A 24430-nucleotide genomic window follows, 5' to 3' on the forward strand; every position below is an offset into this window, starting at 1 on the left:
GACGTTTATAATCGAGTATCTTCGCGACGCGCATTTCCACTGAACTTAGGGAAAATGCTCTTAACTATTCCGAGGTCTGCCGATACAAGGGCAGACTTTGTTGGGACAAGGCAAGAAATTGGAAATGTCTGAAAAAATACGTATTTCTCTTGATGCTATGGGGGGGGATTACGGTGTTGAGGTGGTGCTGCCTGGTGCTGATCAGGTGCTGCAACGCTGCCCGAATATCGAATTTCTACTTTTCGGTGACAGTAAAGTCATCGAGCCAATGCTCGAGGAATACCCTCGTCTGAAGCAGGCATCCGTTGTTCATCATACCGATGTGTCGATTGGCATGGACGAAAAACCGAGTCAGGCCTTGCGCAAGGGCCGCGGTAAATCTTCCATGTGGAATGCGATCGCTGCGGTTAAAAATTCTGAAGCAGATGTTGCTGTTTCCGCAGGCAATACGGGCGCGCTGATGGCGATGTCCAAGTTTTGCCTGCGCACCATGTCTGGTATTGAGCGTCCTGCGATTGCGGCAATGTGGCCGACACTTCGCGGTGAATCCATTGTGCTTGATGTGGGTGCTACGATCGGCGCGGATGCACAGCAGCTGATCGACTTTGCTATTTTGGGCGGCGCTATGTGTCGTTCTGTTCATGGTGTTAAGCAGCCGACTGTTGGTCTCCTTAATATTGGTGTTGAAGAGGTGAAGGGTGTTGAGGAAGTGCGTACAGCAGGCAAAATGCTGCGCGAACTGTCTCCTCCAAACCTTGTTTACTCCGGCTTTGTCGAGGGTGATGACATTGGTAAAGGCACCGTTGATGTTGTTGTGACCGAAGGGTTTGCCGGCAATATTGCACTCAAAACAGCCGAGGGAACCGCAAAACAGTTTGCTGGCTACCTACGGGCTGCTATGAAACGTACGCTTATGGCGAAAATCGGTTACTTTTTTGCACGAGGTGCTTTCGAGCGGCTTCGGGCGAAAATGGATCCGCGTAAAGTCAATGGCGGGGTCTTTCTTGGGCTTAATGGGATTGTTATCAAAAGCCATGGCGGAACAGACGCTGAAGGCTTTGGTGCTGCCATTGAACTTGCCTATGATATGGCCAAGAATGAATTGATTAAAAAGATCTCCGAGGATCTGGCAAACTACCATCGTGGTCGTTTCTCAGAGGCTGAAGAAAACTGAAGGGTTTAAAGTGAAGGCACTTCGCTCTGTATTTTTGGGCTGTGGCAGCTATCTGCCTGAAAAAGCACTTACTAACCAGCAGCTTACCGAGATTGTTGACACTTCTGATGAGTGGATCGTTCAGCGTACCGGGATCAAGAACCGTCATATAGCGGCAGAAGGTGAGTTTACGTCTCACCTTGCAGTGAATGCTGCCAAGGCTGCGCTGGAAAATGCCGGTGTTGATGCGCAGGACATTGATCTGATCATTCTGGCAACCTCAACACCTGACAATACGTTCCCGGCAACGGCTGTTGCTGTGCAGGCAGAACTTGGTATCAACCACGGTTTTGCGTTCGACGTTCAGGCTGTTTGCTCTGGTTTTGTTTATGCAGTTACCACTGCCGACGCATACCTGCGCGGTGGTCTGGCTAAGCGTGCGCTTGTAATTGGCGCTGAAACATTCTCCCGCATTCTGGATTGGGAAGACCGTACGACCTGTGTTCTGTTTGGTGATGGCGCTGGCGCTGTTGTCATGGAAGCGCAGGAAGGCGAGGCTTCTGCTGAGACCAGCGGTGTGTTGACCTGTCATTTGCGTTCTGATGGACGTCACAAAGAAAAGCTCTTTGTGGACGGTGGTCCTTCCACCACGCAGACAGCTGGTCATCTGCGCATGCAGGGCCGTGAAGTGTTCAAACACGCGGTTGGCATGGTCACTGATGTGATTGAAGCTGCCTTTGATGCCACTGGCACAACTGCGGAAGATCTGGATTGGTTTGTGCCGCACCAGGCGAACCAACGCATCATTGATGCTTCTGCTAAGAAACTTGGCATCGCTCCTGAAAAGGTAGTGAAAACAGTTTCCGAGCACGGCAACACTTCAGCTGCATCGATTCCTTTGGCACTGGACAGCATTGTTAAAGCTGGCAAGGTCAAAAAGGGCGATCTGATCATGCTGGAAGCAATGGGCGGCGGCTTTACCTGGGGTTCCGTACTCCTTAAGTGGTAAAAAGCGGCAAAAAACCCCAGAGGGTTGCATTTCTTAGCAAATGAGCTGTTGACCCTGACGCCGGTTGGCCATACCGTAACTTGTTGAAAGCAAGCTTTATTCTTACGGATCATGGCTTTACCGGAGGAGGGTGGAATGGGTAGTCACACTGTAACCCGCGCTGATTTATGTGAAGCGGTTTACCAGAAAGTCGGCCTATCTCGGACTGAATCTGCCGAACTCGTTGAGCAGGTACTTGCAGAAATTTCTGCCAGCCTGGAAGGCGGCGAGTCTGTCAAATTGTCTAGCTTTGGCTCTTTTGTTGTTCGCTCGAAAGGTGAACGCATTGGCCGTAACCCAAAAACAGGTGAGGAAGTTCCGATCTCTCCACGCCGGGTTATGGTATTCAAGCCAAGCAATGTTCTTAAGCAGCGCATTAATGATGCTCTGGTTGAGGGCGCCAGCTAATTTGCTGCCCCGATAATAGTAAGGTTTAGAGGGTCTGCATCGTGGAGAAGAGCGCCGACGCGTTCCGAACAATTAGTGAAGTAGCGAGTGAACTGGATCTGCCGCAGCACGTTCTGCGGTTCTGGGAAACACGATTTACCCAGATCAGGCCTCTGAAAAGAGGCGGTGGACGGCGCTACTACAGACCTGACGACCTTGAGCTTTTGCGCGGTATTCGCCATTTGCTCTATGGGGAAGGCTATACGATTAAAGGCGTGCAACGTATTTTGCGAGAGCAAGGCGTGCGCGTCGTTATGGACGTTTGGAAAGAGGGTGGTGGCGTTGTCATCCCAACCTCATCCAGCGCCAATACGCCTGTGGGCGTAGCACCTGATCCATCCCAAGTTTCTGAGGGTTCAGTGCGCAGTGCGGCGGAAGCTGCAGTTGCACAGGCTATCATGTCGTCTCCAGAAGAGATGTATGAGCCGCAGGAAGACTGGGTTGCTGAACGGTCTGTTGAAGAACAGGCGGTTCTTCCGCTTGAGAGCGAGCCTGAGCCGCAGATGCCATTGCCGTCCGGTCTGTTGCCGGATGACGAGCCGGATCAGCATGGCAAAGGCGGGCATGGAGCGTTTGGCTTCATGGATCGCTTGATGGGCTCTGAAAAGGAAGAGGCAACAGGGTCTGCTGGACTTTCCAAGGACAATGTTGACCGGTTGCAATCCACGCTTTTTGAGCTGTTGGAGTGTAAGCGTATGCTGGATCAGGCGCGATAATCTGCAAAAATTGATAGGGTCTTGGATTGGTGGAACGCTGACCTGAACGTTGGTTTAAGGGCGTCAGATCCTGCTTTATTGCAGCCGGCGCCCTTTGCTGTTTCAGGTGCGTTGAAGCTCATCCCGCAAAATGACTGTGGTTGTCAGATCCTTCACACCGTCAGTGGATGCGATGGCGTCTCTGACGTTGTTGAGCATCTCCATTGAGGAGGCAACGACTTCGACCACAAGGTCGAGCTCTCCACTTACCGAACTCACACGTTTAATCTCTGGAAACGCCGCCAGTATGTCGAGGATTTCACGCATTGGCGTGCGTGATAGGCGGATGAACAGGAAGGCGGAGATGTGCGTGGGATCGAGGCCACCGATGTCTGCCCTGTAGCCGCGAATTGTGCCGTTGTTCTCCAGCCGTGTGATGCGTTCGCTGGTGGCACTGCGAGACAGGTTTATGCGGGCTGCCAGTGTTTTGATCGGGATACGGGCTTCTTTGGAAAGGATCGCGATAATCTCGCGGTCGGTGGCGTCGAGCATTGAAGTTCCTCTGAGCGGACTATCAGGAAGAGTGCCGTTAAAATACTTATTAATCGCGACATAGTGGCGGTGCAACTGACATAAAGTCGGTGTTCTGAAATATCAGTGTGCGTTATATTTCGGGCAACTGGAGAGATTTATGACTGATATTAGCCATCCCGCCCCAAATTTTGACCGCGATACCATTGCAGCCCTTCTGCTGGAGCATTGGAACCTGAAAGGTGATTTGTCTCCATTGGAGAGTGAGCGCGACCAGAACCATCGCCTTGATGCGGAGGATGGCACGCGCTGGACGGTCAAGGTCGTCAATGCCAGTGAACCGGAAACTGAGACAGGCTTTCAGTCAGCGATGTTGAAGCACCTTGCCGTGTCCTCGCTCGATTTGCCTATGCCGCGCCTGCGTCTGTCAAAGGACGGTGGTGCCACGCAAAGTGTTGTCGGACCAGATGGCGCTGCGCATGCCATGCGTGTGGTTTCCTGGGTTCCGGGTGTGCCGTTGGCTGAAACTCAGCGTGAGGATGGTGTTGTTGCCAGTTTGGGGACGCTGCTTGGCAAGATGGACAAAGCGCTGCGTGGTTTTGTGCATCCCGGTGCTTTGCGCAGCTTTGAATGGGATTTACGTGCGGCTGGCGATGCGCGCGCGCGTCTGAGTGCCATTGGTGATCCTGATCAGCGGCGCGTGGTTGAGTACTTCCTTGATCGGTTTGACCGGATTGTTGCTCCGCAGCTTGCCGGCTTGAGAGCTGCTGTCATTCACAATGATGCCAATGACTGGAATGTGCTGGTTGATCCAGAAGATCATTCCCGCGTCTGTGGTCTTATTGATTTTGGTGACAGCCTGCATACGCCCGTTATTGCAGAAGTTGCAATTGCGGCGGCCTATACGATTATGGAGGTGCCTGATCCGATTGGCGCCGCTGCTGATCTGGCTGCTGCCTACCATGCTGAGTATCCGTTGGAAGAAGGGGAGGTTGATCTTCTCTTTGATCTGATTGCGATGCGGTTGGTGACAAGCGTGAGTTTGTCTGCTCTGCGGAAAGAGGAGACTGACGACAATCCATACCTTGCTGTCAGTGAAGCGCCAGCCTGGAACCTGCTTTACAAACTTTATGGCATGAAGCCATCGTTTGCGACTGCAAACCTGCGCAAGGCCTGTGGCTTTGATGCGGTGCCAGGTGCTTGGAAGGTGGCGGCGTTTTGTGCAAAAAACCGGAACTCATTTGCCCCGTTGTTTGCGCGTCATCCCAAGCTCATGTCCAAGGCGCTGGTGCCTTATGCTGATCCTGAGAATGAGATGACCGTAACGTCTCGTGACCGTCAGCCAGAAGCTGCACAGGAATGGTGGGAAGAGTACTGCGAGGTTCATGGCGTTGAACTTGGCATTGGGCCATGGGGTGAAAGCCGTAGTGTTTATTCCTCCGACTTCTTTGAGAGCCGTTTCATTGAGGGAGAGCGTCGCCGGAACCATCTGGGGTTTGATTTGTTCCTGCCGTCAGGAACCCGTGTCTGTGCGCCTATGGATGGCAAAGTGCGGTCTGTGGTGATTGAGACGGATCCACTTGGCTATGGCTGCATGATTGCTCTGGATCATGAAACGGATTGCGGTCAGCCGTTTGTGAGTCTTTGGGGGCACATGGCGCATGAGGCTGCGAGCCGACTGAGCGTGGGTGATGTGATCAAGGCTGGTGAGACAGTTGGGTATCTGGGTGCAGAAGATGAAAATGGTGGCTGGGCTCCCCATCTTCACCTGCAGCTATGTGCAGATGTTTCTTTGAGTGCCGAAGAAATCCTTGGTGTTGGTGAAGAGAAGTATCTTGATGTGTGGGCAGATTTATTCCCGTCCGCCATCGATTTTGCCGGGCTCCCGCAAGAAACACTGGGCAGTACTGGACGATCAGTCAGCGATATCGTTTCATCGCGCCGTCAAAATCTGTTGCCGAACCTTTCCATCTCCTACAGCAAACCAATCAAGTTTGTGCGTGGCGAGGGGGCTTACCTTATCGACCATCGCGGGCGGGCTTATCTGGACTGCTTTAACAATGTCTGCCATCTGGGTCATGCGCATCCAGATGTGGTTGAGGCCTTGTCTCATCAGGCGGGTTTGCTCAACACCAATACACGGTATTTGCACGACAACATTGTTGAGTACTCTGAACGCCTGACAGCGACACTGCCGGATGATCTGGCGGTTGCTTCGTTTGTGTGTACGGGCAGTGAGGCGAACAGCCTGATGCTTCGCATGGCAGAGGCGCATACCGGGCGTCGTGATGCAGTTGTTCTGGATTGGGCTTATCATGGCACAACACCTGAGCTGATTGCGCTGAGCCCTTACAAATACAAGCGCAACGGTGGCAAAGGGCGGCCTGATCATGTGTTTGAGGCAGCTATTCCAGATGCCTATCGTGCACCGGCTGACTGGACACCTGAGGAGATTACTGCACGTTATGTGCAAAGTGTTGCTGAGCAGCTGGACTTGATGAAAAAACAAGGCCGTGCCCCAGCATTCTTCATTGCTGAATCAATTCCAAGTGTGGCTGGTCAGGTGTTCATGCCTTATGGGTATCTGGAGGAGGTCTACAAGCTGATCCGCACGGAGGGTGGCCTGTGCGTTGCTGATGAAGTGCAGGTTGGGTTTGGCCGTGTCGGATCGCATTGGTGGGCTTTTGAAACACAAGGTGTGACGCCGGATGTGGTGACTATGGGCAAGCCGATTGGCAACGGTCATCCTATGGCCGCGCTTGTGACCACTCGTGAGGTTGCTGCCAGCTTTAACAATGGCATGGAATACTTCAACACCTTTGGCGGTAATCCGGTCTCCTGTGCTGTCGGGCTTTCTGTGCTGAACGTGATTGAGCGGGATGGATTGCGCGAGAATGCACGTGTTGTTGGTGATTACATCCTGACGGGCTTCCGAAAGATGATGGAAAAGTATGAGTTTATTGGTGATGTGCGCGGGATGGGACTATTCCTTGGCATCGAGCTGGTGAAAGATCGCCGTACCAAAGAGCCAGCAACAGAATTGGCGAAACGTATTGCCAACCGCGCAAAAGACCTTGGTATCCTGATGGGAACCGAGGGGCCTTATGACAATGTGTTGAAGATGCGGCCACCGATGATTTTTTCTAAGGAAAATGCGGATTACCTGCTGGATGTCCTTGATCAGGCCATGAATGAGTCTGTTTCAGCTCTGGAAACCATGTAAACTATCAAAAAAGGGCCAAAGTCTGGCCTTTTTTACCTGAAGAATAGGCGGGGACAGGAAGTTGTCTCCGCTTTTTCTTTGTCCTGAGGGCTAACGGGATGAAGGTAAGGGTGAGTTCAATTCATGTTCAAAATCCGGAGGCGTCGCTCTTGATCGCAACGTCCTGAGCGCTCCGGCTTGTTGTTTTGGGTTTGTTTTAGAACAGGTTGGCTTGCCATCCTTTAAAGAACAGGCCCCAGAGTTTGAAGGTGGGCGAACATGGTAACCATTGAAAGCAGCGCAAGCATTACGGCCTGGGGTGAGCGAACCTTTGGGCAAGTGGCTGATCTGAATGCGTTGATTGCGCGGGCAAAAGAAGAGCTTGCCGCTCTGCAGCTGGCTGTCGAAAGCGGCGAGAGTTCACGCGATGTCGCTGAGGATGCCGCGGAGATTGCGATCCTGCTGCATCGTCTTGTTGGTTTGCATGGCGCTGAGCTTTCATTTGCCGTTGACGAGAAAATGGCTCGCAACCGCACGCGTATCTGGTCTCTGGCTGGTGATGGTACTGGTCGCCACGTTGCCTAAGCTTTTGATTACTGTTACGGGCTGATCTGCCTGCGGCTCTGATCTCAACTTATCCACCTTGTTGCGCTGGATGGTACGCTTTTGCGTAGGCTAGGCGATCTATGGGGATCATGATGAGTGAGACGACATCGCATCTTAAACTGCCATTTCTGGCAGCTGCTCAAGCGCAAAAGCATGTCACGCACAACGAGGCTTTGGCACTTGTTGATCTGGTTGTGCAGCTTTGCGTTGTTTCCAACAGTGTGAGTGCACCACCTGCAGACCCCGCAGAAGGGGAGCGTTATATCGTTCCTGCAGCTGCGACAGGTGCTTTTGCAGGGCAGGAGAGTAAGATCGCGGCCTTTGATGGCGGCATCTGGCGATTTTTAGCTCCAGTTGAAGGTTGGGCGGCCTGGGTGCAAAGCCTTGGCGCGATGCAGGTTTTCTCAGGTGGTAAATGGACTGGGTTTTCTTCTGTCGCTGGATTGGGCGTTGATGACGTTACCGGCGGTGCGGCCTTTCAGCAGGAAAAGACTGTGCTGAGCGAGAGCGCTCATGGTGCGCAGAGCCAGTTTGTGACCGCAGATGAGCTGGTTACCGTTTCTGGTAGTTTTGTTGAGAGCTCGTTGGTTATTCCATCTCGTGCAATTGTATTTTGTGTTTCCACCCGCGTGGTTGAGGCTGTCACGGGTGCAAGTTCCTACGACTGTGGAATTGCTGGTGAGACTAGCAAGTTTGGTGGCTCCCTGGGCATTGCCGTTGGTTCTGGTAATGCGGGGGTGATTGGGCCGACGGCGTATTATGCTGACACGCCATTGCGGATGACCGCGAATACTGGTGACTTCACCGGAGGCAAGGTTCGATTGTCCTTGCACTACTTCCTACCAGTGGTGCCACTGAACTGATCTTTACTGTTTGAATTTTATGGGCCGCATCTGCGGCCTTTTTTGTGTTTGCACGGGGCTTTGGCTCCCGTTTTTTATTAGGGGACTGAGAGATGCAGGATACCTTCCAATTGATCGTTTCGGACTTGCTTGAGAGTGAAGGAGGATTTGCCCATCGAAGCCGTAAGGCTGATCCGGGCGGTCCAACAAACTTTGGCATTACTCAGCGGACTTTGAGTGCGTGGCGGGGACACTCTGTCAGCATTCAGGAGGTGCAGTCTATGGATCAGACTGAGGCTGTCGATATCTTTCGGACGCAGTATTGGGATGCTGTGAAGGGAGATAAAATGCCTTCAGGGTTGGATTATGCGCTTTTTGATTTTGCTGTGAACTCGGGGCCTGCGCGTGCGGTTAAAACGCTTCAAGCTATCCTAGGCGTTGTTGTTGATGGCTTGGCTGGTGTTGAAACGTTTGGAGCACTTGAAAAGCGTAATGTGCGTGATCTGGTCGGTAAGCTTTTGGCTGAGCGTCTGCGTTTTATGAAGCGGCTTAAGAACTGGCCTTACAACAAAAATGGATGGACGCGCCGGGTAAAGGATGTGCAGCAGCGTTCTTTTGAGTTGATCAAGTCGCCAGCATCTGCGGTTGAAACACTGCCTGTCCGTGATGGAGTTATGCCAGATGGTGCAGCCAAAGCGCGGGGCGAGGAGACATCTGCAATGAGCACTTGGTTGACGCCAGAAGGGATAAGCAAGGCCGGGGTGCTGATTTCCGGCATATCCGGCATGCTTGCAGGTTCCGGGCCGTTGCAGTGGGCGTTCGCGTTTGCGCTTGTTGTTGCAGCAGGCATTGGTGGCTATCTGATGCTCCAGAAAGAGCGAATGGCATAGATTTGAGCGGCACTGCGACTGGAAGGGAGCTTACGCAGCGGTGCCGTAAAGCTCCCCAGTGATTTTGGAGCATCGGGCAATCTGTAATGGGAACTACCAATGACGTTCTGCTAAGGACGTTTTAGTGTGCTTGCAGGTTCTCCCATTACAACCGGGCACCCAAATTCTGAACTGCTGGAAAGGCATTGCAGGTTCCATGAAAAAACTTAGCTTCGTTTCTCTTCTTCTTGGTTTTACCGCTCTTACACATGCGCATGCGGGTGAGGCGGTCGATCTGCTGATCACCAATGCGCACGTTCTGACCATGGATGCACAAAAAAACGTTTATGACCGTGGGCTTGTGGCAATCAAGGGCAACAAGATTGTTGCGGTGTCTGATGGGTCTGACAGTGCTGATTATAGTGCCGACAAAACCGTCGATGCGGATGGCGATATTGTTATGCCCGGCATGATCAATGCGCACACCCACGTTTCTATGACTGTGTTCCGCTCACTGGCTGATGATGTTCCTGATCGCCTGCACCGGTATATCTTCCCGTTGGAAGGAGCGCTCGTCTCGCGTGATATGGTTCGTATTGGTGCAAACCTTGGTAATGTGGAGATGCTGAAGGGCGGCGTCACCACCTATGCTGATATGTATTACTTTGAGGATGAAGTTGCGAAGACGGTCGACCAGATCGGTATGCGCGCTGTGCTTGGTGAGACTGTGATCAAGTTTCCGGTGGCAGACGCGAAAAATGCTGAAGAAGGCATCAACTATGCTTTGAACTTTATCGAGGAATACAAAGACCATCCGCGGATCACACCAGCATTTGCACCTCATGCGCCGTATACAAACACAACAGAGGTGCTTGTGAAGGTGAATGAGCTGGCGCAGGAAAAGGATGCTCCGGTTCTGATCCATCTGTCTGAATCATCTCGTGAAAGTGAGAAGATTGAAAAGCGGATGCCCGGCAAAACGCCAATCGGTTACATGGCGGAAATCGGAGCACTGTCAAAACATTGGGTAGCAGCGCATGCCATCACAGCAAATGATGATGATATCCAGATTTTGAAGGATCATGATGTTGGCGTCTCTCACAATATGAGTGCCAACATCAAATCTGCGAAGGGTGTTGCACCTGCTTTGAAGATGTTTGATCAGGGGCTTCGTATCGGCCTTGGGACTGATGGCCCGATGTCTGGCAACACGCTTTCCATCATTGATGAGCTGGGGCAGGTGGCGAAGGTTCACAAACTGGCCAACAAAGACCGGGCTGCGATGCCTCCGGTCAAAGTGGTTGAAATGGCAACCATTGGTGCTGCACGTGCGCTGCATATGGAAGATAAGATCGGATCATTGGAAGTTGGGAAACTGGCTGATGTGATCATCATCGACACCAAAGCGCCCAACATGGTGCCAATCTTTAACCCGTACTCTGCGCTGGTTTACTCTGCTTACGCCACCAATGTCAGCACCTCGATTGTTGATGGCCGTATCCTGATGGACAAGCGTGACGTGCTGACCGTGGATGAAGATCAAATCCGAAAGGAAGAGCAGGAATTTGCTGAGGTTGTCCGCAAAACAGTCATCGATAAAGGTGAAGTTGTTCAATAGGTCTTATTGAGAATTACATTTACGAGGGGACTGGCTTGGTCAGTCCCCTTTTTTTGTGCAAGCAAGCGCACATTATCCGGTGCGGCAGGTTAGGTTGACCCAACCCGCAAAAATATTGGTTTTGTGAGAAAAATGGTCGGGTAGGCCGGATTTGAACCGACGACCCCTTCACCCCCAGTTATCTAAAGAGCAGCTAAGTTGTTGATGTTTAGCGAAAAGAGCACTGTTTAATGGTGTTCAAAATGGCTGTTTTCGGTGTTTAGCAAAGCTACCCTTGAACAACTGTTCAGGGGCACACTTCACTTGATCTGACCAAAAGTCAAAGCGTCTGCTGCTGTTGCTAGGTACTCGGGGGAATACTTGGCGTAAACATCTCGTGTTGTCTTCGGTGAAGAGTGTCCGAGATACTGCGCAATTTCTTCCATCGCAATTCCAGCCTCAGCCATCCAAACGGCGGCAGTGTGTCTCAAGACGTGTGGAGTTACATCTTTGAGCCCGGCTTTATCAGCGGCATTATGGAAGCCTTTGCGCACTGACTTAACAGGTTCGCCAGCCCATTCGACGACATATCTGCAAGTGCGGTTATCGTAGGCCGTTTGCAGAATGGCTCTCAGGCTGTTGTTCATCGGAACAATGGCACGGCCTTTCTGTCGCCTGCTGGTGAAAGGATCTTGGAGCCTGATCTTTGAGCGTTCAAAGTCAACGCGATCCCATGTCAGTTCCAAGATTGCTTCAATCCGTCCAGCAGTCGCGATCATCAGGGCCATAGCTACTTTTATGTGATGGGCCTGAGCTGCTTCGAACAGCAGGTTGAACTCCTCTTTCGTCAAATAACGATCTTTCGGAGTTGGTTCAGGGGGCACCTCAATGAACGGTGCAGCGGGTATCAACCCATGCTTTACACCCCAGTTCAGAGAGAGCCTCAGGTGTTTTAGCTCCGTGATGTAGGTAGCTGGCTTCTTGCCTTGGTTTGAGCGATCAGCGCAGTACTTGCGGCAATCTTGCGGGGTGATGGAAGCTGGCAATTTCTCGCCAAAACTTCCTTCAAGAGCCTTCCAGTGGAAAGGCATGTTCTTTGCGATCACCTGACCTTGCTCCTCCTTGTCCTTGACGCATGCCTCCCAAATGTCAGCAACCGTTTTGACAGACTTGCTTTCAAGGCTTTTGACGATCTGAGGGGCTACCCCCTCAGCTATGTTGCGGTCAGGCGTGCCAGTCGAAATTCGACGTGATTTCCCTCCGCCTTGGAAATAGACGCACCATTTCCCTCTATACATGACGAGCTTGTATTCTCGTTTTGGCATTCTTCCAGCTCCTCAATAGATTTTATAGGAATGCGGTAGGCGCGGCCTGCCAGCCGAAAAGCGGGTATTTTACCCTCTTTAATCATGGCGCGAATGGTGTTTGAGGTACAGCCCCAGCGCTCAGCAACCTCCTGAGGAGTGTACATGGTTCGTTCAATCATCCCCTTTTCCCCCTAAGTTGAATAGTTTCAGGACTTGCTCAGTCTCGTAATCTTGGCAAGCATCTTTTGCTTCTGTTTCACTACCTGTGAAGGCTAGATGTGCCCACTCTTGCTCTTCGGGTTCCATAGATGCGCAAGCCCAAGATTTGTCATACCGGTAAATCTGATATTCAGTACCGCTCGCAGCCTGCGCAGCATTATCATTCCATTCCAGCGGCTTCACACTCTGCTCTATGATTGAACGTAGAGCTGAAGGGTGGGAAAGATAGGCTTCGATAGGGTCAATGAGCTCCTCTCGCTCAAGTTCAACCATTACTTCACCTCCCCATGCTTTAAAATCAGGAGTGGTATGAGGGTAGGCGGCTTTCCTCGCGGCTTCCCAAGCCTCTTCATTTAGTTTGATCTGTTCCATTGGTTTACCTCAATGCCTATTGGGACTGTTCAAACCGTGCGATAATTTTCGCCTGCATCGTTTCTGGATCTGGGCAGTTGCGTCCTTCGGGATCATCACCCAAAATTGCGACGTATTCACCATCTCCACCAGTTGCCTTATCAATGTCTTGCACGGCCTGCTCATAGCCGTCGCGCTTACCAAGCTCGTAGCTCTCGTCATCAGTCTGGCGTGCCTTTTGAGCCTTGGCACCAATGCGGAAAGCCATCTCAGTTGCATCATACACAAGCTTATCAATGAAGTGGTTTAGGTCGTGGATCTGGCGTGTGGTTGTTCTGTCAGGCAAGTTTTTTACAGCCCAAACCGCCGTATCATCCCGCTGACGGGAGAGAAATTTATCAAGAAACTCGACGTATTCACCATTCGTCATCATGCTTCACCTACCGGCCTTAAATGGATTGTTTCGAAACGAACTGCTTGCAGCTCGTGTTTTTGAATGGAAATGAACGCAGGTTTTCAATCCCCTTGCGTGCATGACACTCAAACCATTCTGCTGTGATGTAATGGTCTTCAGAGTCATACTCGTAGCTACAATGCTTGCAGTCCTCGCAACGGTTGGCCATGCTCATATTCCCATTCCTCTCTCGATTGCGGTGGCCCGTGCCTGAGACGGCACAGGCCTAAATGTGTTTCGTTGAAGCTATGCGTCTTCCATCACTGGTCCAGCCATGCCGAGAGCGTGGAGATAGAGGTCAAGAATTGCCTCTTCTTCTTCCCGCTCATGCGGTTTGCGTTTGCGCAGTGAAACGAGTTTGCGCATCACCTTCACGTCAAATCCATTCCCTTTGGATTCGGCGTAAACGTCCTTGATATCGTCTGCGATGACCTTCTTCTCTTCTTCCAAACGCTCAATGCGTTCGATGAAAGCTCTAAGTTGGTCGGCTGCAACTCCACCTGCATTTGCCATGGTGTTTTCTCCTATGCTGCTTTTCTAGTGTGTCGTGCGTGCTTGATAATCACGCGAGCTTTGTCGGTGTTGGGGTAGGCCATGCGCAAGGCACAGCAAAGCGCGTGCGGATCTATCCCGCGCAGTGACCAATAATCCTCTTCATTCATGGAGTGCTGGTGCTGCATGTGCTCAACGTGCCAAAGGGGCAGGCACCAATAGTCATCTGGCTTTTGTTGCCCGCCTGATTGCGGCTTGCCATATGCAAGGTTTCCGGCGCGCAGATGTGCGGCATGAATGCCTTCACCTTCGCGGCCTGTAACCACACATGGCAACTCGTGAAGCCATGCCAGGTATTTCTTATCCTTGCGTGGAGCTTCGAAGCATTCGGCGTATTCGCTCTGCTGTGAGATGATGCGAAAACTCATATTGCCTCCTTCTTCATTCCCTTGATGTTGCCGTAGTGGCCTTGGGCCTGCTTGAGTTGGGTGCGGGCGCGTTTCAAACGCTGCTCAGCATCTGCCAGCAGATCGGCGTGAGCTTCTTCCCATGTGTCGTAAAAGGACATGTGGTGACTATTCTTCATGAAGCGTCGACCATCAATAAACACGCATTTCTCAGTTTCTTTCGTGATGTTCACGCGCTCAATGCTGCCCCAATTGACTTGGTACTTGATAGGCATCACGCAGCCTCAGACCTGTCTGCGTTGAGTAGGGCGTCAAAGCGTGCTTTGTCCAAGATGATTACTTGTGTCCAGTTGGGGTAAAACGAACGGCATGTTTGCTTTGAGTTCCACTGCTTGACAAACTTATGAACCTCATCTGCGTCGACTACTTCCTCGTGCGCGTCTTCGTGCATATCGGAGGTAGCGTTTTCGAGGATATTTTCAGCGTCCAGCCGGAGCGGTTGCTCATGGCAGGTGAATACATAAGCAGGCTCTATCTCGTCGTGACCGTGGCAGTGTTCTTTCACTATACTTAGCTCAGAGAAGTAACCTTCGCCCCAATCACCAGAATTGGAGTCGGAGTAGACGGAGCCGTTATAATCATCCGGTGCAATGTTTTGAGCCTTCTGCACTCGGTTCTTTTCTCGGCATTTCTCGCAGGCCGTATAGCCAGCGTTAACCGGAAGCTCAACGCCGCAGACACATACTTTGGGTTTGCAGCACTCCCCCGCAAAACGCTGAGCCTCTGCGTGGGCTAAGTCGCTCCGGCATGCAAAAATGCCGGGAGAATGCACGCGCCCACACTTGCCGCAGGCATAAAGCTGTACTTCGTTGCTGCCCTTGAAAGTTAACTCTCTCACGTCCATTACGCTGCCTCCACTTGAAACTGAGGAGATGCAGTAGGTTCTTTGTTGATGTACGATGCCATTGCATCAACAATCGCGTTGAACACTTCCTCAGCGTTCGCGAGGTAGGATGAGCTATTGTATTGGTCTATGTATTCCGTTTGGATATCTGCAACGTCGTATCCAGTATCGTCAAAGTCGCCAGCCTCCTGTTTGATCACTTCCAGAACAGCCCGCGCCTTCTCAAGGGATATTTGGCGGCGGTGTGTGGTGAATTCAGAAGGCAGACCCCATATTGTTGGATCTATAGCTGCAGCAATGTTTTCAAGTGGTGTAAGGTTTGGGCTGCTCATGTTGCTTCCTTTGCTGTATTCTTGGCGAATTCAATAAACATCTTATGCGCCGCTTCTTTTGTCTCCGGTTTTTCAATGGTGGCGCATTTTTGACGTAACGCACCAACAGCCTCAGGCTCTGGATTGCTGTCTAGAACGGCTCGTACATGGTCAAGAATGCAGCCTTCTGCTTCAGCAGCCTGTCCGTTACTGCTGTCGCCCTCCCGAGCTGGCTCTTCTTCCACATTTGATCCTTCTTCAGGTAGCGCCTGTGTCCCCTCCGAATTTGAATGTGTCTGCGCTTCACAAGCCGATTCATCCGCTTCTCGCCCTTCAACTTGCTGCTGATGTGCATCGCTTTCACTCTCCTGCTTCAAGGCCTCAATGTCGCCTGCCATGGTTTCCTGAGCTGAAGTGAAGCCTTCGGCTTTTTCGTCGGCATTATCTGCCCTGTTTGCGATGCGTTCGCGGAAGGTGCTTTTGCTCTCTTTCTGCTGCACCTGATTGATGCGCTCAATTTCATCTGGGTCATAGATACCGGAGAGGCTGAAGGCATAGCGGCCAGCTTGAATCATGGCCTTGTGGCGCAACCTACGGCGCGGCCATTTCTGCCATGTTTCAGAAGCGTCTTGGCACTCTTCCAGATATTCAGTGACTTCAACCGGGTGATTTCGATCTTTCCTGTACATGATGCAGGTGATCGATATCAGCTCGCCATTGTCGCCTAAATGGTCTTTAAAGCTCATGCCATCGAAGGCAGGGTTGGAGTTGATTAGGGTAGCCCAGCCATCAACTGTAACCGTTGGTTGAATGCCATTAGGTGTGTTTTGCGCATAAATCTCTCTGGTGAGAGGGTTTAGCTGGTACTCGCTCGCCACCACCAAAAAAGCTTCAAGCTGTTCAATGTTTACATGGCAATCAGGCATGCAGGTTTTTAAGACAACGGCCTTAAATGCATCCGGTGCCATTCCATAGCGAGCAGCCATCGCATCAAGTACTGATTGCGGCTTTGCTGTTGCTGCTTCGTGTGTCAACTCGATCTCCATTTTCAACCGTCCATCAAAACGCTTCGTGAAGCGCTTAGAGGGGCGTCCCCGGCTTAGGGTCTGGCGCCGGGGAATATTTGCCCTTGCTGTTACATGGTTGCCTCCATGGTTGGACCTGATCTTCGGTCTGGGGCTTGTGCTTATTGATTGAGAAGAGTGGTTATTGGGCTTCTTGGATTAGCTCTGCATCCTCAGCTTCAATGCTGTCCTCATCATCGAAATCCTTGGTTGCCGCTTCCTCTGCCTTCTCCATGGCTTCTTCAGCGCTATGTGCAGAGACTTCATAGGTGCGCGTCTCCTCGACATAACCGGTAACGGAAACCTGCCACTTCCGAGCATCGCCGCCTCGCAACTCATCCCAGAAACCAAGGCGCATAAGCTCGGTTTGTGCTACGCCAGCTACCGGCATGTCTGCCAGATCTTGAAGGTTAGGTTGCTGCATGTTCGCCCCTAAGCCGCTATCTTCAGCTCATCGCCCATTCTCATCGCTCGGCTGGCTTTGATCTCGTCGGCCACGCGGGCAGCAGACCAATCATTCAAGCGCGCATGAGATGAGCCAGCATTGAATGGCTCAACACCCGGCCAAACTCCGGTATCTAAGCCAGAGCGGACCATGTGAAGGCCTTCAATGGTTGCCTGATAGCCCAGTTCGATGTGCTCCGGTTCAATCTCAACCACAACTGAATCCGGGATCTCACTCTTGAGTACGAAGGTGCACACAAAGCCCACAAAATCGATGCCAAGCAGTTCGCATAACAGCTTAAATTGGCCCGCTTGAAGGTAAATGCCGGTGTCAAAGATCTGGCGCCGAAGGAAAGCCTCTTCAAGGCTGGCTGTGGTTTTCAGATCATTTGTTAAACCTGGGGTGACAAGAACGTCAGGCCGGGAGCGAACACCAATCCCGGTTTCTTTGTGAACGGCATACATCGTGCGTTCTGTGCGACCATCCAAGGAGCCAAGCTGTGCAACATCTGGGTTCTGAGCCAGTTCTTTCGACATGATAATAATGATATCCATGTCTTCTGGGGTAATGGGACTGCGACCTTCTTTAAGAACGGCATCTCTCCATTCTTTTGCGTCTTTCTTCCGGTAGTCAGTCCAGCACTCAGGGCGTAACGCAAAGTTCTGGGTGAACTCTTCTCCAGTCACATCACCCAACAGTAGCGCATGTGCCGCCTTACCAAACTCAAGCGGTGCAGTACTGTCTTTCTTTTTGCTCTGCGGATTGTGTATCCAGCGCCCCCAAAACTCTTTAGGGCTTCCGCCATGAGGCCGGTAGATTGGTTTTAAGCTGGATTTTGATACTGTCTTGGTTCCAAAGAGCAGAGTGTTTGTGTGGTAGTCGTTGATAGGCACTCCAGCATATACGCCGGGAGCTGTGATCTGGCCTTGCTTGTATTGAACTTCCTGCATGGTGCACCTCAGTAGTTGATGATTACATTTGGGATGGAGCCGCGAGCGATTGCTTCAACGGCGGTTTTGGCGTCTGCTTCGGACAGACCGACAGCAACAAAGGCTTCAAGAGCGGTATTGTTAAGCTTTGCTTGGCGGCGCTTGTTGCGTGCGCGACGTTCGACTTTCTGCTGTTCTTGGAGCTTCCGCTCTTCTTCTGCTTTGCGATCAGCCTCTTGTTTTGCGATGAGAGCTTGTTTCTCTTTCTCAGCTTTTTCTGCTGCTTCTTTTTGTTGCTGGATTACTTTAAGGCGCTCACGTTCGGCAGCTTCAGCGGCTTCCTTGCGTGCTTGCTCTGCAGCGTTTTCAGCAGCCTCCTTTAAATCCTTCTGACGCTTGGCCTCTTCTTCGGCAGTTTTGCGTTTAGCCTCTTGTTCTGCCTTCTCTGCTTCGCGTTCAGCTTCTGCTTTACGCAAGCGCTCAAGCTCAGCCTCACGCTCTTCATTAGCCTTGACGGCTTTTAGGGAGATATCTAGGACGGCCTTGGAAGCCTGTGCGAGTTGGCGAGATTGAGGGCCAAACTCGTTTAGTTCTGCATCGCTGGTGTCAATTTTGGACAGCTCATCAAGTCGCTTTTGAATGTCGCCAGAGCATTCGTTAAACTCTGGCTTTCCAAGTTCCTCGATGCGTGCCAGCACTGCCTTGTGAGAGGCAACGCGCTGCGCTTCCTGTTGCTCCCAGTCGGTAAGGGGCTTCTTGCGTGCGTCTCGCGCTGCATCGAGGTATTCTTTCACGTCTGTGCGACGATTATTGATGATCTCAAGCTGCTTGCGCAGGTTGTCGCCTTTGTCCTTGCCTGCGCCGTCAATCGCCGTTTTTAAAGTGGCGCACTTGTGGGCAAAGCTCTTGATTGCCTTGCGACCTTTGTCGGTCGACATGTCATATTTGAATGTCGCGGTTTCAGCTTCGATTACAGCCTTTAGTGCTTCAAGGTTGGCGGTTTCAGTATCTTCAAAGTAAGATGCGGGATTAGCGCGAAGCTCTTCTAGGTCTAAGGCTTGTACAGCCTTGGTTTCAGTAATGGCGTTCATGTTAAGCAACCTCCTTTTGTTCAAAGCTGTCGAAGCTGTCGGCCTTCGCCTGCCAGTAAGCGGCAAGTTCTTTTGCCTCTACTATTTGGTCTTGAAAGTCTTTGCGTGGGTCGTCTTTCATTGCCTGCTGTAGACCCGCGCACAAATCCCTGTATTTGTTTGCCTTCTGTTGGGCATAGGGACGAGTAATTGCTATGGTCATTCTCGTACTCCTGATGTTCATCAAAACGCACTTGTCGTGCGCTTAGAAAAACGGGGCCGAAGCTCCTAGTTGGTCGCCTTGGTCTGGGAGGCGACTGGGGAGGGATTGGGTTATGCTGGCACTGTGAAAATGAAGCCTGCGGCTACCGCTAACGCTGGTAGAGAAAGGGTGAGGGTGATTTGCTCAACCACCCTGAGCCAGTGGGGCATTAAGCTGCCCGCTGGTACTCATTTGCTTCTGCCTCTTCTTTAGCTCCCGTAAACTGCCGGCCAAACTCAAGGTCGGCTTCAATAGCGGTGCGAAGCTTCTCATACAGATTGAGGTAGTCCTTTTGCTCCGCAGTCAGCTGGTCATAAGAAACCAGACGATTGCTTTCCATCACCAGTGCATCGCTGTCATAGTCTTCAATGGTGATCTGAAGGACTTCAAAGCCAAGAGATGCCGGAAGGCGATCACCTGCGAGAACCTTGCAGTCAAAATCAGCGATGTGATGCCCTGCAATGCGAAGCTCTACCGTGTGTTCAAGTTCAATTTGGAATTCCATTTTGCACCTCTCTGCGGCTGTCTGTGTTGTTGTCGTTGATGGATATGTACTAAATGTACGACAGTACGTCAATTGAAAATCGTACAAAAAATATAGACGTCGCTCAAAATGTACGATAAACGGAATTTAATTCAGGAATACTGGGGGGCTTTTGGGCGCCTCAAGATGAGGAGTGGGAAGGTTTTTTATGTCTTCTGGCTGGGTGAGGATTGATCGTGCGATGTTCGGTCACGGTGCTTTTAGAGGGCCTGCTGATTGGGGCGCGTGGATGTGGCTAATCAGTGAAGCTAGATGGCGCGAGGCGGAAGTTATGATTTCCGGAGAGATGTTAACTCTTCAGCGAGGGCAGCTTTCCCACTCGGTTCGCTATATGGCTCAGGCGCTCGGATTGAGCAAAAACGGAGTGCAAGGCTTGCTTAAAAGGTTCGAGAAATGGGGGCTCGTTGAAACATCAACGGGGACAGGGCAAACCATTATAACTATCTGTAATTACGATAAATATCAGGACATGGGGACGACGCAGGGACAAGGCGAGGACTGTGCGGGGACTCTGGAGGGACGGCGCGAGGACGGTGCGGGGACAAAGAAGAACAAGAAAACAAATAAACAAGGAAACAATAAACAAGAATCTCTTTCCTGTGCTTCTTCTGGTGGGGCTGTTGCTTCTGGGCAGTTTGAGTTGGTGCCGGTCACTGTTGAGCGTGATGAAGTGCGTGAGGCGTACGAGCAGTTCTGTGCTTTTGTGGGTGAGTACAACTCAAGATGGAGGAATGAGCAGGCTCCTAAGCTGTCGGTGCCGTCTGCTTTGACCGAAAAGCGGCGAGTTGGGCTTAGGAAGGTGCTTGGGGCGCTTGAGGCTGCTGGTAAGAGCTTTGAGGATATTCTTCGGGAAATCTTAGATGGACCGCATCTGCTTGGCTTCAATGATAGGGGCTGGACGGTTGCGATTGATTTTGTCTGTACCGAAACTAAAGCGCGTAAGATCTGGGAAGGTGTGTACCGCGGCAAGGTTCCGAGGCCGCGGAGGAGCACTTTTGAGGCGATGAATGAACTGATGGAGCGAAGAAATGGAAGTTCAAGTTATCAACCGCTCTGACGCTGTGCGGGTTGCCGGTGCAGAGGATGCTCGTGAGTTTGTGCGGTTGCGAGAGGAGTTTTCAGGGTTCTCGAAAGAGGATGCACGAGATCCAGATGCGGCGCACAAGCGTAGACCGAAATTGCGGCAAATGCTTGACCAAACGAGGAGAATTGCTCGCCCGTGTGAGGCGCATGAGGCGCGTTTTTTTGCTACTCGGATCTATGCAAAGTGGGTTACGGAGCGCTCGGAGTTATGCCAGCTTGAGATTGATGATATCGAGCAAACCTGCGCGAGTCATGGTGTGAATTATCACGTCTTAAAAATGGTGATGGATAAGGTCAGGGCAGGGGATGTTGAGTTTAGGTTCTTCCCATCGTGTGGTGATGTGATGAGGCATGTGCTTAAGGAGCAGCGACGTTCTGAGGCATTTATTGGGAGCTTGGAGATGCGCCTTAACTCGGAGTTTTGGATTGCACACGAAACCAAGAATGGTGCCAGGGGTCTATTAGAGGCTTAGGCTGTGAAAATATGCCCGCTGGGGCTTGGGTTCTCAGCGGGCATAGATCGGTCTACACGTACGATACTGCAACAATGCGGTGCATTGCTACCACGTCCGACTCGTGGAATTTGATTTGCTCGGGTGGGTTGAGTTGAGCGAGTAGTCGATATCCGGCCTCCCTGCCTTCATAGCGCTTAACATAGCAGCGAACTGCTTCTTCATCCCTAATCTGTATAACGACATAATCTCCCACTTTTGCGGGTTTGCGGGGGTTCACAAACACCGCTTCTCCCTCTTCCATGCGTGGTGACATAGTGTCACCTGATACGTATACGGCATATGCCTCCGGTACATGCATAAGTTGTGATGGAGCTGGAATAGTATCTAATGGTTGTTCTAAAATAAAACCGTCAGTATCCCCTGATGTAGTCCCGTACACTGGCAGAACTCCTGAAATAATGCTTATTGGTCTTGGTTGACTTGCATTACTTCTAATATTTTCATCAGCTTGACTATGGGGAGCTTCCCTAAAAGTCGTTTCTTGGTTCTTTTGGGGTTTATGCTTACTCTGCGTAGGTTGGTCTTTTTCAGTTCCGAAAAGCAGCCAGCTTGGTGAAACGTTAAACGCAGAAGCGTAGGTTTCAGCCTTCTTTTGAGTGATGGAACGGTTGCCGTTTTCGTTGCTGGTATAAGAATCCCTCGGCCAGCCAAACGCCTTGGCTGCGTCTGTTGCTGTTGAGTAGCCAGCCTGTATCCTGGCCTGCCTCAGGCGGTCTGACGGTTTCATAAGCTTGCAATCCCTGTGAGAAGTGATTTTTGGCTTTTAGCACTAAAGAACGTACATTTACGCTTGACCTATTATCGTACAATAAGTACAAGACATACATGAAGTACGATACGATAAATCAAATCTTCGAAATCTGGGAAAGTGTCCCGAAAATGGCGAAAGAAACCGGCATTATTCAGGACACTCTCTATGGGATGAAACGGCGTAACTCCATTGCTCATTGGCATTGGGAGACAATCATTCAAGCTGCTGAAAAACGCGGTGTTACCGATTTAAGTAAAGAAGTTTTCAGCCGATTGGTTCTCAAGGAACGCGCCGAGAGACTAGCGGCTTAGGCGCTCGCGCCTAGGCTCTCCAGTGGGGGGCAGGTAGCCTTCCAATTTTGCCGTACGAGGTGGCCGACCCTCGCGAACAATCATTGGGATTTGAACTCCTCTTAATCGTTCGATTTGCTCGGTGTTGAGAATGGACAGGAGGCGAATAGTCACGGCGGTAAGCTCGTCCACCTGTTCTTGGAGAGTGCGAGGTTCTTTGGTGCTCTCCGGCGTAACTGTCATGGCGTTTTTTCCTTTTAGTCATGGCTTGCGGGGTCTGGTGCTGCAACATCATTCCCCGCCTCTGTTTCAACAATACCTAATGTACACCTGTGGTTGATGATGTGCATGTGGGGAAACTTAGGGTTTTATGAGCATGAACGGAGCAGGAACATCTGAAAGCATTCAGAAGCGACTTTGCCGCTTTTCCAGTGCGACAGTTGAGGCTCTTGGCGGTGACGAGGCTGTATCTGCAATCCTTGGGAGTAAGGGCGCAAGCCTTGTTAATCGCTGCTACAAACTGCACGAGAAGCATCGTTTTACATCTGCTGATGTAGTGAAGCTGAACGCCTATCAGGTTTCAGTTGGTGAGTTGCCTGAATTCCTGGCACTCGAAGCTCGATCTCTCGGTTACGAGCTAAGGCAGATCCACTTCAAAAAGAGTGATGAAGACCCTGTAGATACAGTGCTTAAGGCTGCGCAAGAGGCCACAGCTTTAACGATGACCTGCATCAATGCTGCGTCCGATCACAAAATAACTGCTGATGAGTTGGAGAAGATTATAGCTGCTGGCGATGCGCTTCGTGAGGCGCAACGCGCGATTGATGCGCTCCAGATGCAGGCATCTGAAAACAAGCTTTCTGTTGTTGGGAGTGCGGCATGAAATCTTGGAAAAGAATGTCTGAGCTAGATCGAATTGCAGCAATTAAGCATTGTGCATCAAGATGCTTATCTTCGGCAGAATGTGCTGAGGAGCTTGGTATTAATCGGAGGACGCTTGCGCGTTTTCTTGAGAGTCGGCAGTGCACTTGGAGTGAGGTCGTCGGGCTGAAATCACTACTGCCTGAAGATGTTTTGATTTTTGTATCTCAACTAATTCCATGGAGTGAGCTGGAAGATGATGAGCGATTGAAAGTCCTTAGAGTTGCGCGCTCATTTGACTTTACGCCTATAAAAATAGCGCCTTTTCTCTCCTGTAACCCGTCAAGCATAAATAACTGGATGGCTAGGAGGGAGCTGAACTGGAGCTTGATTGAGACTTGCAGTTTAGAAGAGCTGATGGATGAAGAAACGTCGCTTGATGGCGCCCTTGTCCATTCAAAGAGCTACCGCTTTCAGGACGTGGAAGGGTGCAGTGAGGAGCTGAGAGCGCTTGTCGGAGGACACAAGCAAATAGCATTTCAGGTGCTTAAGGCCGCTCACGTCTTGCAGCCATTGGACCCTATCAAACCATTCAATATCGCAAACTATCACGCCTCACTTTCTGGAGAGTGGAGCGCTGAAGATTACCGCGCCGTCGCTCAGTTAGACCAAGCTAAGCGTTTGGCCCGCCAGTCTCCTGTGCAGTTGGCTGCATGACATGGCTGAAACTACTGGATTTAAGAGGGTAGAGATTGGCGATGCCACGCTCTACCACGGGAACTGCTTAGACATTCTCCCGTCACTCGAAGCGGCGTCTCACGTGATTAAAGATCCTCCGTATGAGGATCACATGCACAACACCAAGAAGGGTGCGAGGGGTATCCGAAAGGATGGCGGCAAAGAGCTTCAGGGGCTCGATTTCGCATCAATCAACGACATACGAGACGACATTGCCAAGCTCTGTGTTTCTCTTTGTGATGGCTGGTTGATTGCATTTGCTACACCTGAAGGGGTTGCGCCTTGGCGTGATGCGCTTGAGGCAGCGGGTGCAAGATACAAGCGCGCTTGCGTTTGGGTGAAGCCTGATGCGGCGCCTCAGTTTAACGGTCAAGGGCCTGCTATGGGCGCTGAGATGATTGTTACGGCTTGGTGCGGTTCTGGCGTTAGTCGCTGGAATGGAG

General features: G+C 51.3%; 31 protein-coding genes. 15 read left to right on the plus strand and 16 right to left on the minus strand.

Going from position 1 to position 24430, the window contains the following annotated elements; all coding sequences use genetic code 11:
• The first annotated feature begins 124 nt into the window (after positions 1–124).
• The 4 genes from plsX to PPL9_RS19850 all read left to right on the plus strand — a co-directional run bounded on the left by plsX (position 125) and on the right by PPL9_RS19850 (position 3364).
• Complete coding sequence (gene plsX / locus PPL9_RS19835) at positions 125–1174, plus strand: phosphate acyltransferase PlsX (protein WP_057464304.1); 1050 nt, start codon at positions 125–127, stop codon at positions 1172–1174.
• Between the two features lie 10 nt (positions 1175–1184).
• Positions 1185–2162, plus strand: a complete 978-nt coding sequence (locus PPL9_RS19840) for a beta-ketoacyl-ACP synthase III (RefSeq protein ID WP_057464305.1) — start codon at positions 1185–1187, stop codon at positions 2160–2162.
• Between the two features lie 135 nt (positions 2163–2297).
• A complete protein-coding gene (locus tag PPL9_RS19845) occupies positions 2298–2609 on the plus strand; it encodes an integration host factor subunit alpha (protein WP_057464306.1) in 312 nt (103 codons plus the stop codon).
• Positions 2610–2650: 41 nt separating this feature from the next.
• Positions 2651–3364, plus strand: a complete 714-nt coding sequence (locus PPL9_RS19850; protein ID WP_057464307.1) for a MerR family transcriptional regulator — start codon at positions 2651–2653, stop codon at positions 3362–3364.
• 102 nt (positions 3365–3466) lie between these two features.
• On the opposite strand, the gene PPL9_RS19855 is transcribed toward PPL9_RS19850, so the two are convergent.
• Positions 3467–3895: an Lrp/AsnC family transcriptional regulator gene (locus PPL9_RS19855; RefSeq protein WP_057464308.1), complete on the minus strand. Its 429-nt coding sequence runs from the start codon at positions 3893–3895 to the stop codon at positions 3467–3469.
• Positions 3896–4034: 139 nt separating this feature from the next.
• On the opposite strand from PPL9_RS19855, the gene PPL9_RS19860 reads away from it, so the two are divergent.
• The 5 genes from PPL9_RS19860 (at position 4035) to PPL9_RS19880 (ending at position 11011) form a co-directional block, all read left to right on the plus strand.
• The gene (locus tag PPL9_RS19860; RefSeq protein ID WP_057464309.1) at positions 4035–7097 is read left to right on the plus strand and encodes an aminotransferase class III-fold pyridoxal phosphate-dependent enzyme; all 3063 of its coding nucleotides are present in this window, start codon (positions 4035–4037) and stop codon (positions 7095–7097) included.
• A gap of 258 nt (positions 7098–7355) precedes the next feature.
• Positions 7356–7661: a hypothetical protein gene (locus PPL9_RS19865; protein WP_057464310.1), complete on the plus strand. Its 306-nt coding sequence runs from the start codon at positions 7356–7358 to the stop codon at positions 7659–7661.
• A 113-nt stretch (positions 7662–7774) separates the two neighbouring features.
• Positions 7775–8545 carry a DUF2793 domain-containing protein gene (locus PPL9_RS19870; RefSeq protein WP_057464311.1) on the plus strand — a complete coding sequence of 257 codons (771 nt, stop codon included), beginning with the start codon at positions 7775–7777 and terminating at the stop codon, positions 8543–8545.
• A gap of 92 nt (positions 8546–8637) precedes the next feature.
• Positions 8638–9414 carry a glycoside hydrolase family 108 protein gene (locus PPL9_RS19875; RefSeq protein ID WP_057464312.1) on the plus strand — a complete coding sequence of 259 codons (777 nt, stop codon included), beginning with the start codon at positions 8638–8640 and terminating at the stop codon, positions 9412–9414.
• A 196-nt stretch (positions 9415–9610) separates the two neighbouring features.
• Complete coding sequence (locus PPL9_RS19880; protein WP_057464448.1) at positions 9611–11011, plus strand: amidohydrolase; 1401 nt, start codon at positions 9611–9613, stop codon at positions 11009–11011.
• A gap of 299 nt (positions 11012–11310) precedes the next feature.
• Here PPL9_RS19880 and PPL9_RS19885 read toward each other — a convergent pair whose 3' ends face one another.
• From PPL9_RS19885 to PPL9_RS19955, 14 genes are all read right to left on the minus strand, one after another.
• Positions 11311–12315, minus strand: a complete 1005-nt coding sequence (locus PPL9_RS19885; RefSeq protein ID WP_057464313.1) for a site-specific integrase — start codon at positions 12313–12315, stop codon at positions 11311–11313.
• 153 nt (positions 12316–12468) lie between these two features.
• A complete protein-coding gene (locus PPL9_RS19890; protein WP_057464314.1) occupies positions 12469–12888 on the minus strand; it encodes a hypothetical protein in 420 nt (139 codons plus the stop codon).
• Between the two features lie 16 nt (positions 12889–12904).
• Positions 12905–13297, minus strand: a complete 393-nt coding sequence (locus PPL9_RS19895) for a hypothetical protein (protein WP_057464315.1) — start codon at positions 13295–13297, stop codon at positions 12905–12907.
• Positions 13298–13567: 270 nt separating this feature from the next.
• On the minus strand, positions 13568–13834 hold the full coding sequence (locus PPL9_RS19905; RefSeq protein ID WP_057464317.1) for a DUF2312 domain-containing protein: 267 nt from the start codon (positions 13832–13834) through the stop codon (positions 13568–13570).
• Positions 13835–13845: 11 nt separating this feature from the next.
• Complete coding sequence (locus PPL9_RS19910) at positions 13846–14241, minus strand: hypothetical protein (protein WP_057464318.1); 396 nt, start codon at positions 14239–14241, stop codon at positions 13846–13848.
• Positions 14238–14495, minus strand: a complete 258-nt coding sequence (locus PPL9_RS19915) for a hypothetical protein (RefSeq protein ID WP_057464319.1) — start codon at positions 14493–14495, stop codon at positions 14238–14240. The genes PPL9_RS19910 and PPL9_RS19915 overlap by 4 nt, the downstream gene beginning before the upstream one ends.
• Entirely contained in the window at positions 14495–15124 is a 630-nt protein-coding gene (locus PPL9_RS19920; protein WP_057464320.1) for a hypothetical protein, read from the minus strand. The genes PPL9_RS19915 and PPL9_RS19920 overlap by 1 nt, the downstream gene beginning before the upstream one ends.
• Positions 15124–15456, minus strand: a complete 333-nt coding sequence (locus PPL9_RS19925) for a hypothetical protein (RefSeq protein WP_057464321.1) — start codon at positions 15454–15456, stop codon at positions 15124–15126. Before PPL9_RS19925 ends, PPL9_RS19920 begins: the two co-directional genes overlap by 1 nt.
• Positions 15453–16469: a recombinase RecT gene (locus PPL9_RS19930; protein WP_161831374.1), complete on the minus strand. Its 1017-nt coding sequence runs from the start codon at positions 16467–16469 to the stop codon at positions 15453–15455. The genes PPL9_RS19925 and PPL9_RS19930 overlap by 4 nt, the downstream gene beginning before the upstream one ends.
• A 172-nt stretch (positions 16470–16641) precedes the next feature.
• Entirely contained in the window at positions 16642–16923 is a 282-nt protein-coding gene (locus PPL9_RS19935) for a hypothetical protein (protein ID WP_057464323.1), read from the minus strand.
• A gap of 8 nt (positions 16924–16931) precedes the next feature.
• Positions 16932–17894 (minus strand): PD-(D/E)XK nuclease-like domain-containing protein, encoded by a 963-nt coding sequence (locus PPL9_RS19940; protein WP_057464324.1) that lies wholly within the window; start codon positions 17892–17894, stop codon positions 16932–16934.
• An 8-nt stretch (positions 17895–17902) separates the two neighbouring features.
• Positions 17903–18964 (minus strand): hypothetical protein, encoded by a 1062-nt coding sequence (locus PPL9_RS19945; protein ID WP_057464325.1) that lies wholly within the window; start codon positions 18962–18964, stop codon positions 17903–17905.
• A gap of 1 nt (position 18965) precedes the next feature.
• The gene (locus tag PPL9_RS19950) at positions 18966–19166 is read right to left on the minus strand and encodes a hypothetical protein (protein ID WP_057464326.1); all 201 of its coding nucleotides are present in this window, start codon (positions 19164–19166) and stop codon (positions 18966–18968) included.
• Between the two features lie 208 nt (positions 19167–19374).
• Complete coding sequence (locus PPL9_RS19955; RefSeq protein WP_057464327.1) at positions 19375–19710, minus strand: hypothetical protein; 336 nt, start codon at positions 19708–19710, stop codon at positions 19375–19377.
• Between the two features lie 187 nt (positions 19711–19897).
• On the opposite strand from PPL9_RS19955, the gene PPL9_RS19960 reads away from it, so the two are divergent.
• On the plus strand, positions 19898–20806 hold the full coding sequence (locus tag PPL9_RS19960) for a helix-turn-helix domain-containing protein (RefSeq protein WP_161831376.1): 909 nt from the start codon (positions 19898–19900) through the stop codon (positions 20804–20806).
• The gene (locus tag PPL9_RS19965) at positions 20778–21305 is read left to right on the plus strand and encodes a hypothetical protein (RefSeq protein WP_057464329.1); all 528 of its coding nucleotides are present in this window, start codon (positions 20778–20780) and stop codon (positions 21303–21305) included. Before PPL9_RS19960 ends, PPL9_RS19965 begins: the two co-directional genes overlap by 29 nt.
• A gap of 52 nt (positions 21306–21357) precedes the next feature.
• Here the strand turns inward: PPL9_RS19965 and PPL9_RS19970 are convergent, their stop codons facing one another.
• Complete coding sequence (locus PPL9_RS19970; protein WP_057464330.1) at positions 21358–22074, minus strand: XRE family transcriptional regulator; 717 nt, start codon at positions 22072–22074, stop codon at positions 21358–21360.
• Positions 22075–22172: 98 nt separating this feature from the next.
• Between PPL9_RS19970 and PPL9_RS19975 the strand changes: the two genes are divergently transcribed.
• The 4 genes from PPL9_RS19975 to PPL9_RS32475 all read left to right on the plus strand — a co-directional run.
• Entirely contained in the window at positions 22173–22409 is a 237-nt protein-coding gene (locus PPL9_RS19975) for a hypothetical protein (RefSeq protein WP_152986770.1), read from the plus strand.
• Positions 22410–22758: 349 nt separating this feature from the next.
• Entirely contained in the window at positions 22759–23271 is a 513-nt protein-coding gene (locus tag PPL9_RS19985; protein ID WP_057464333.1) for a hypothetical protein, read from the plus strand.
• Entirely contained in the window at positions 23268–23966 is a 699-nt protein-coding gene (locus tag PPL9_RS19990) for a hypothetical protein (protein ID WP_057464334.1), read from the plus strand. Before PPL9_RS19985 ends, PPL9_RS19990 begins: the two co-directional genes overlap by 4 nt.
• 1 nt (position 23967) lies before the next feature.
• Positions 23968–24430: site-specific DNA-methyltransferase (locus tag PPL9_RS32475; RefSeq protein WP_161831378.1), on the plus strand; the 463-nt coding region annotated here is incomplete at its 3' end.

The organism is Pseudovibrio sp. POLY-S9 (assembly GCF_001431305.1).
GTDB lineage: Bacteria > Pseudomonadota > Alphaproteobacteria > Rhizobiales > Stappiaceae > Pseudovibrio.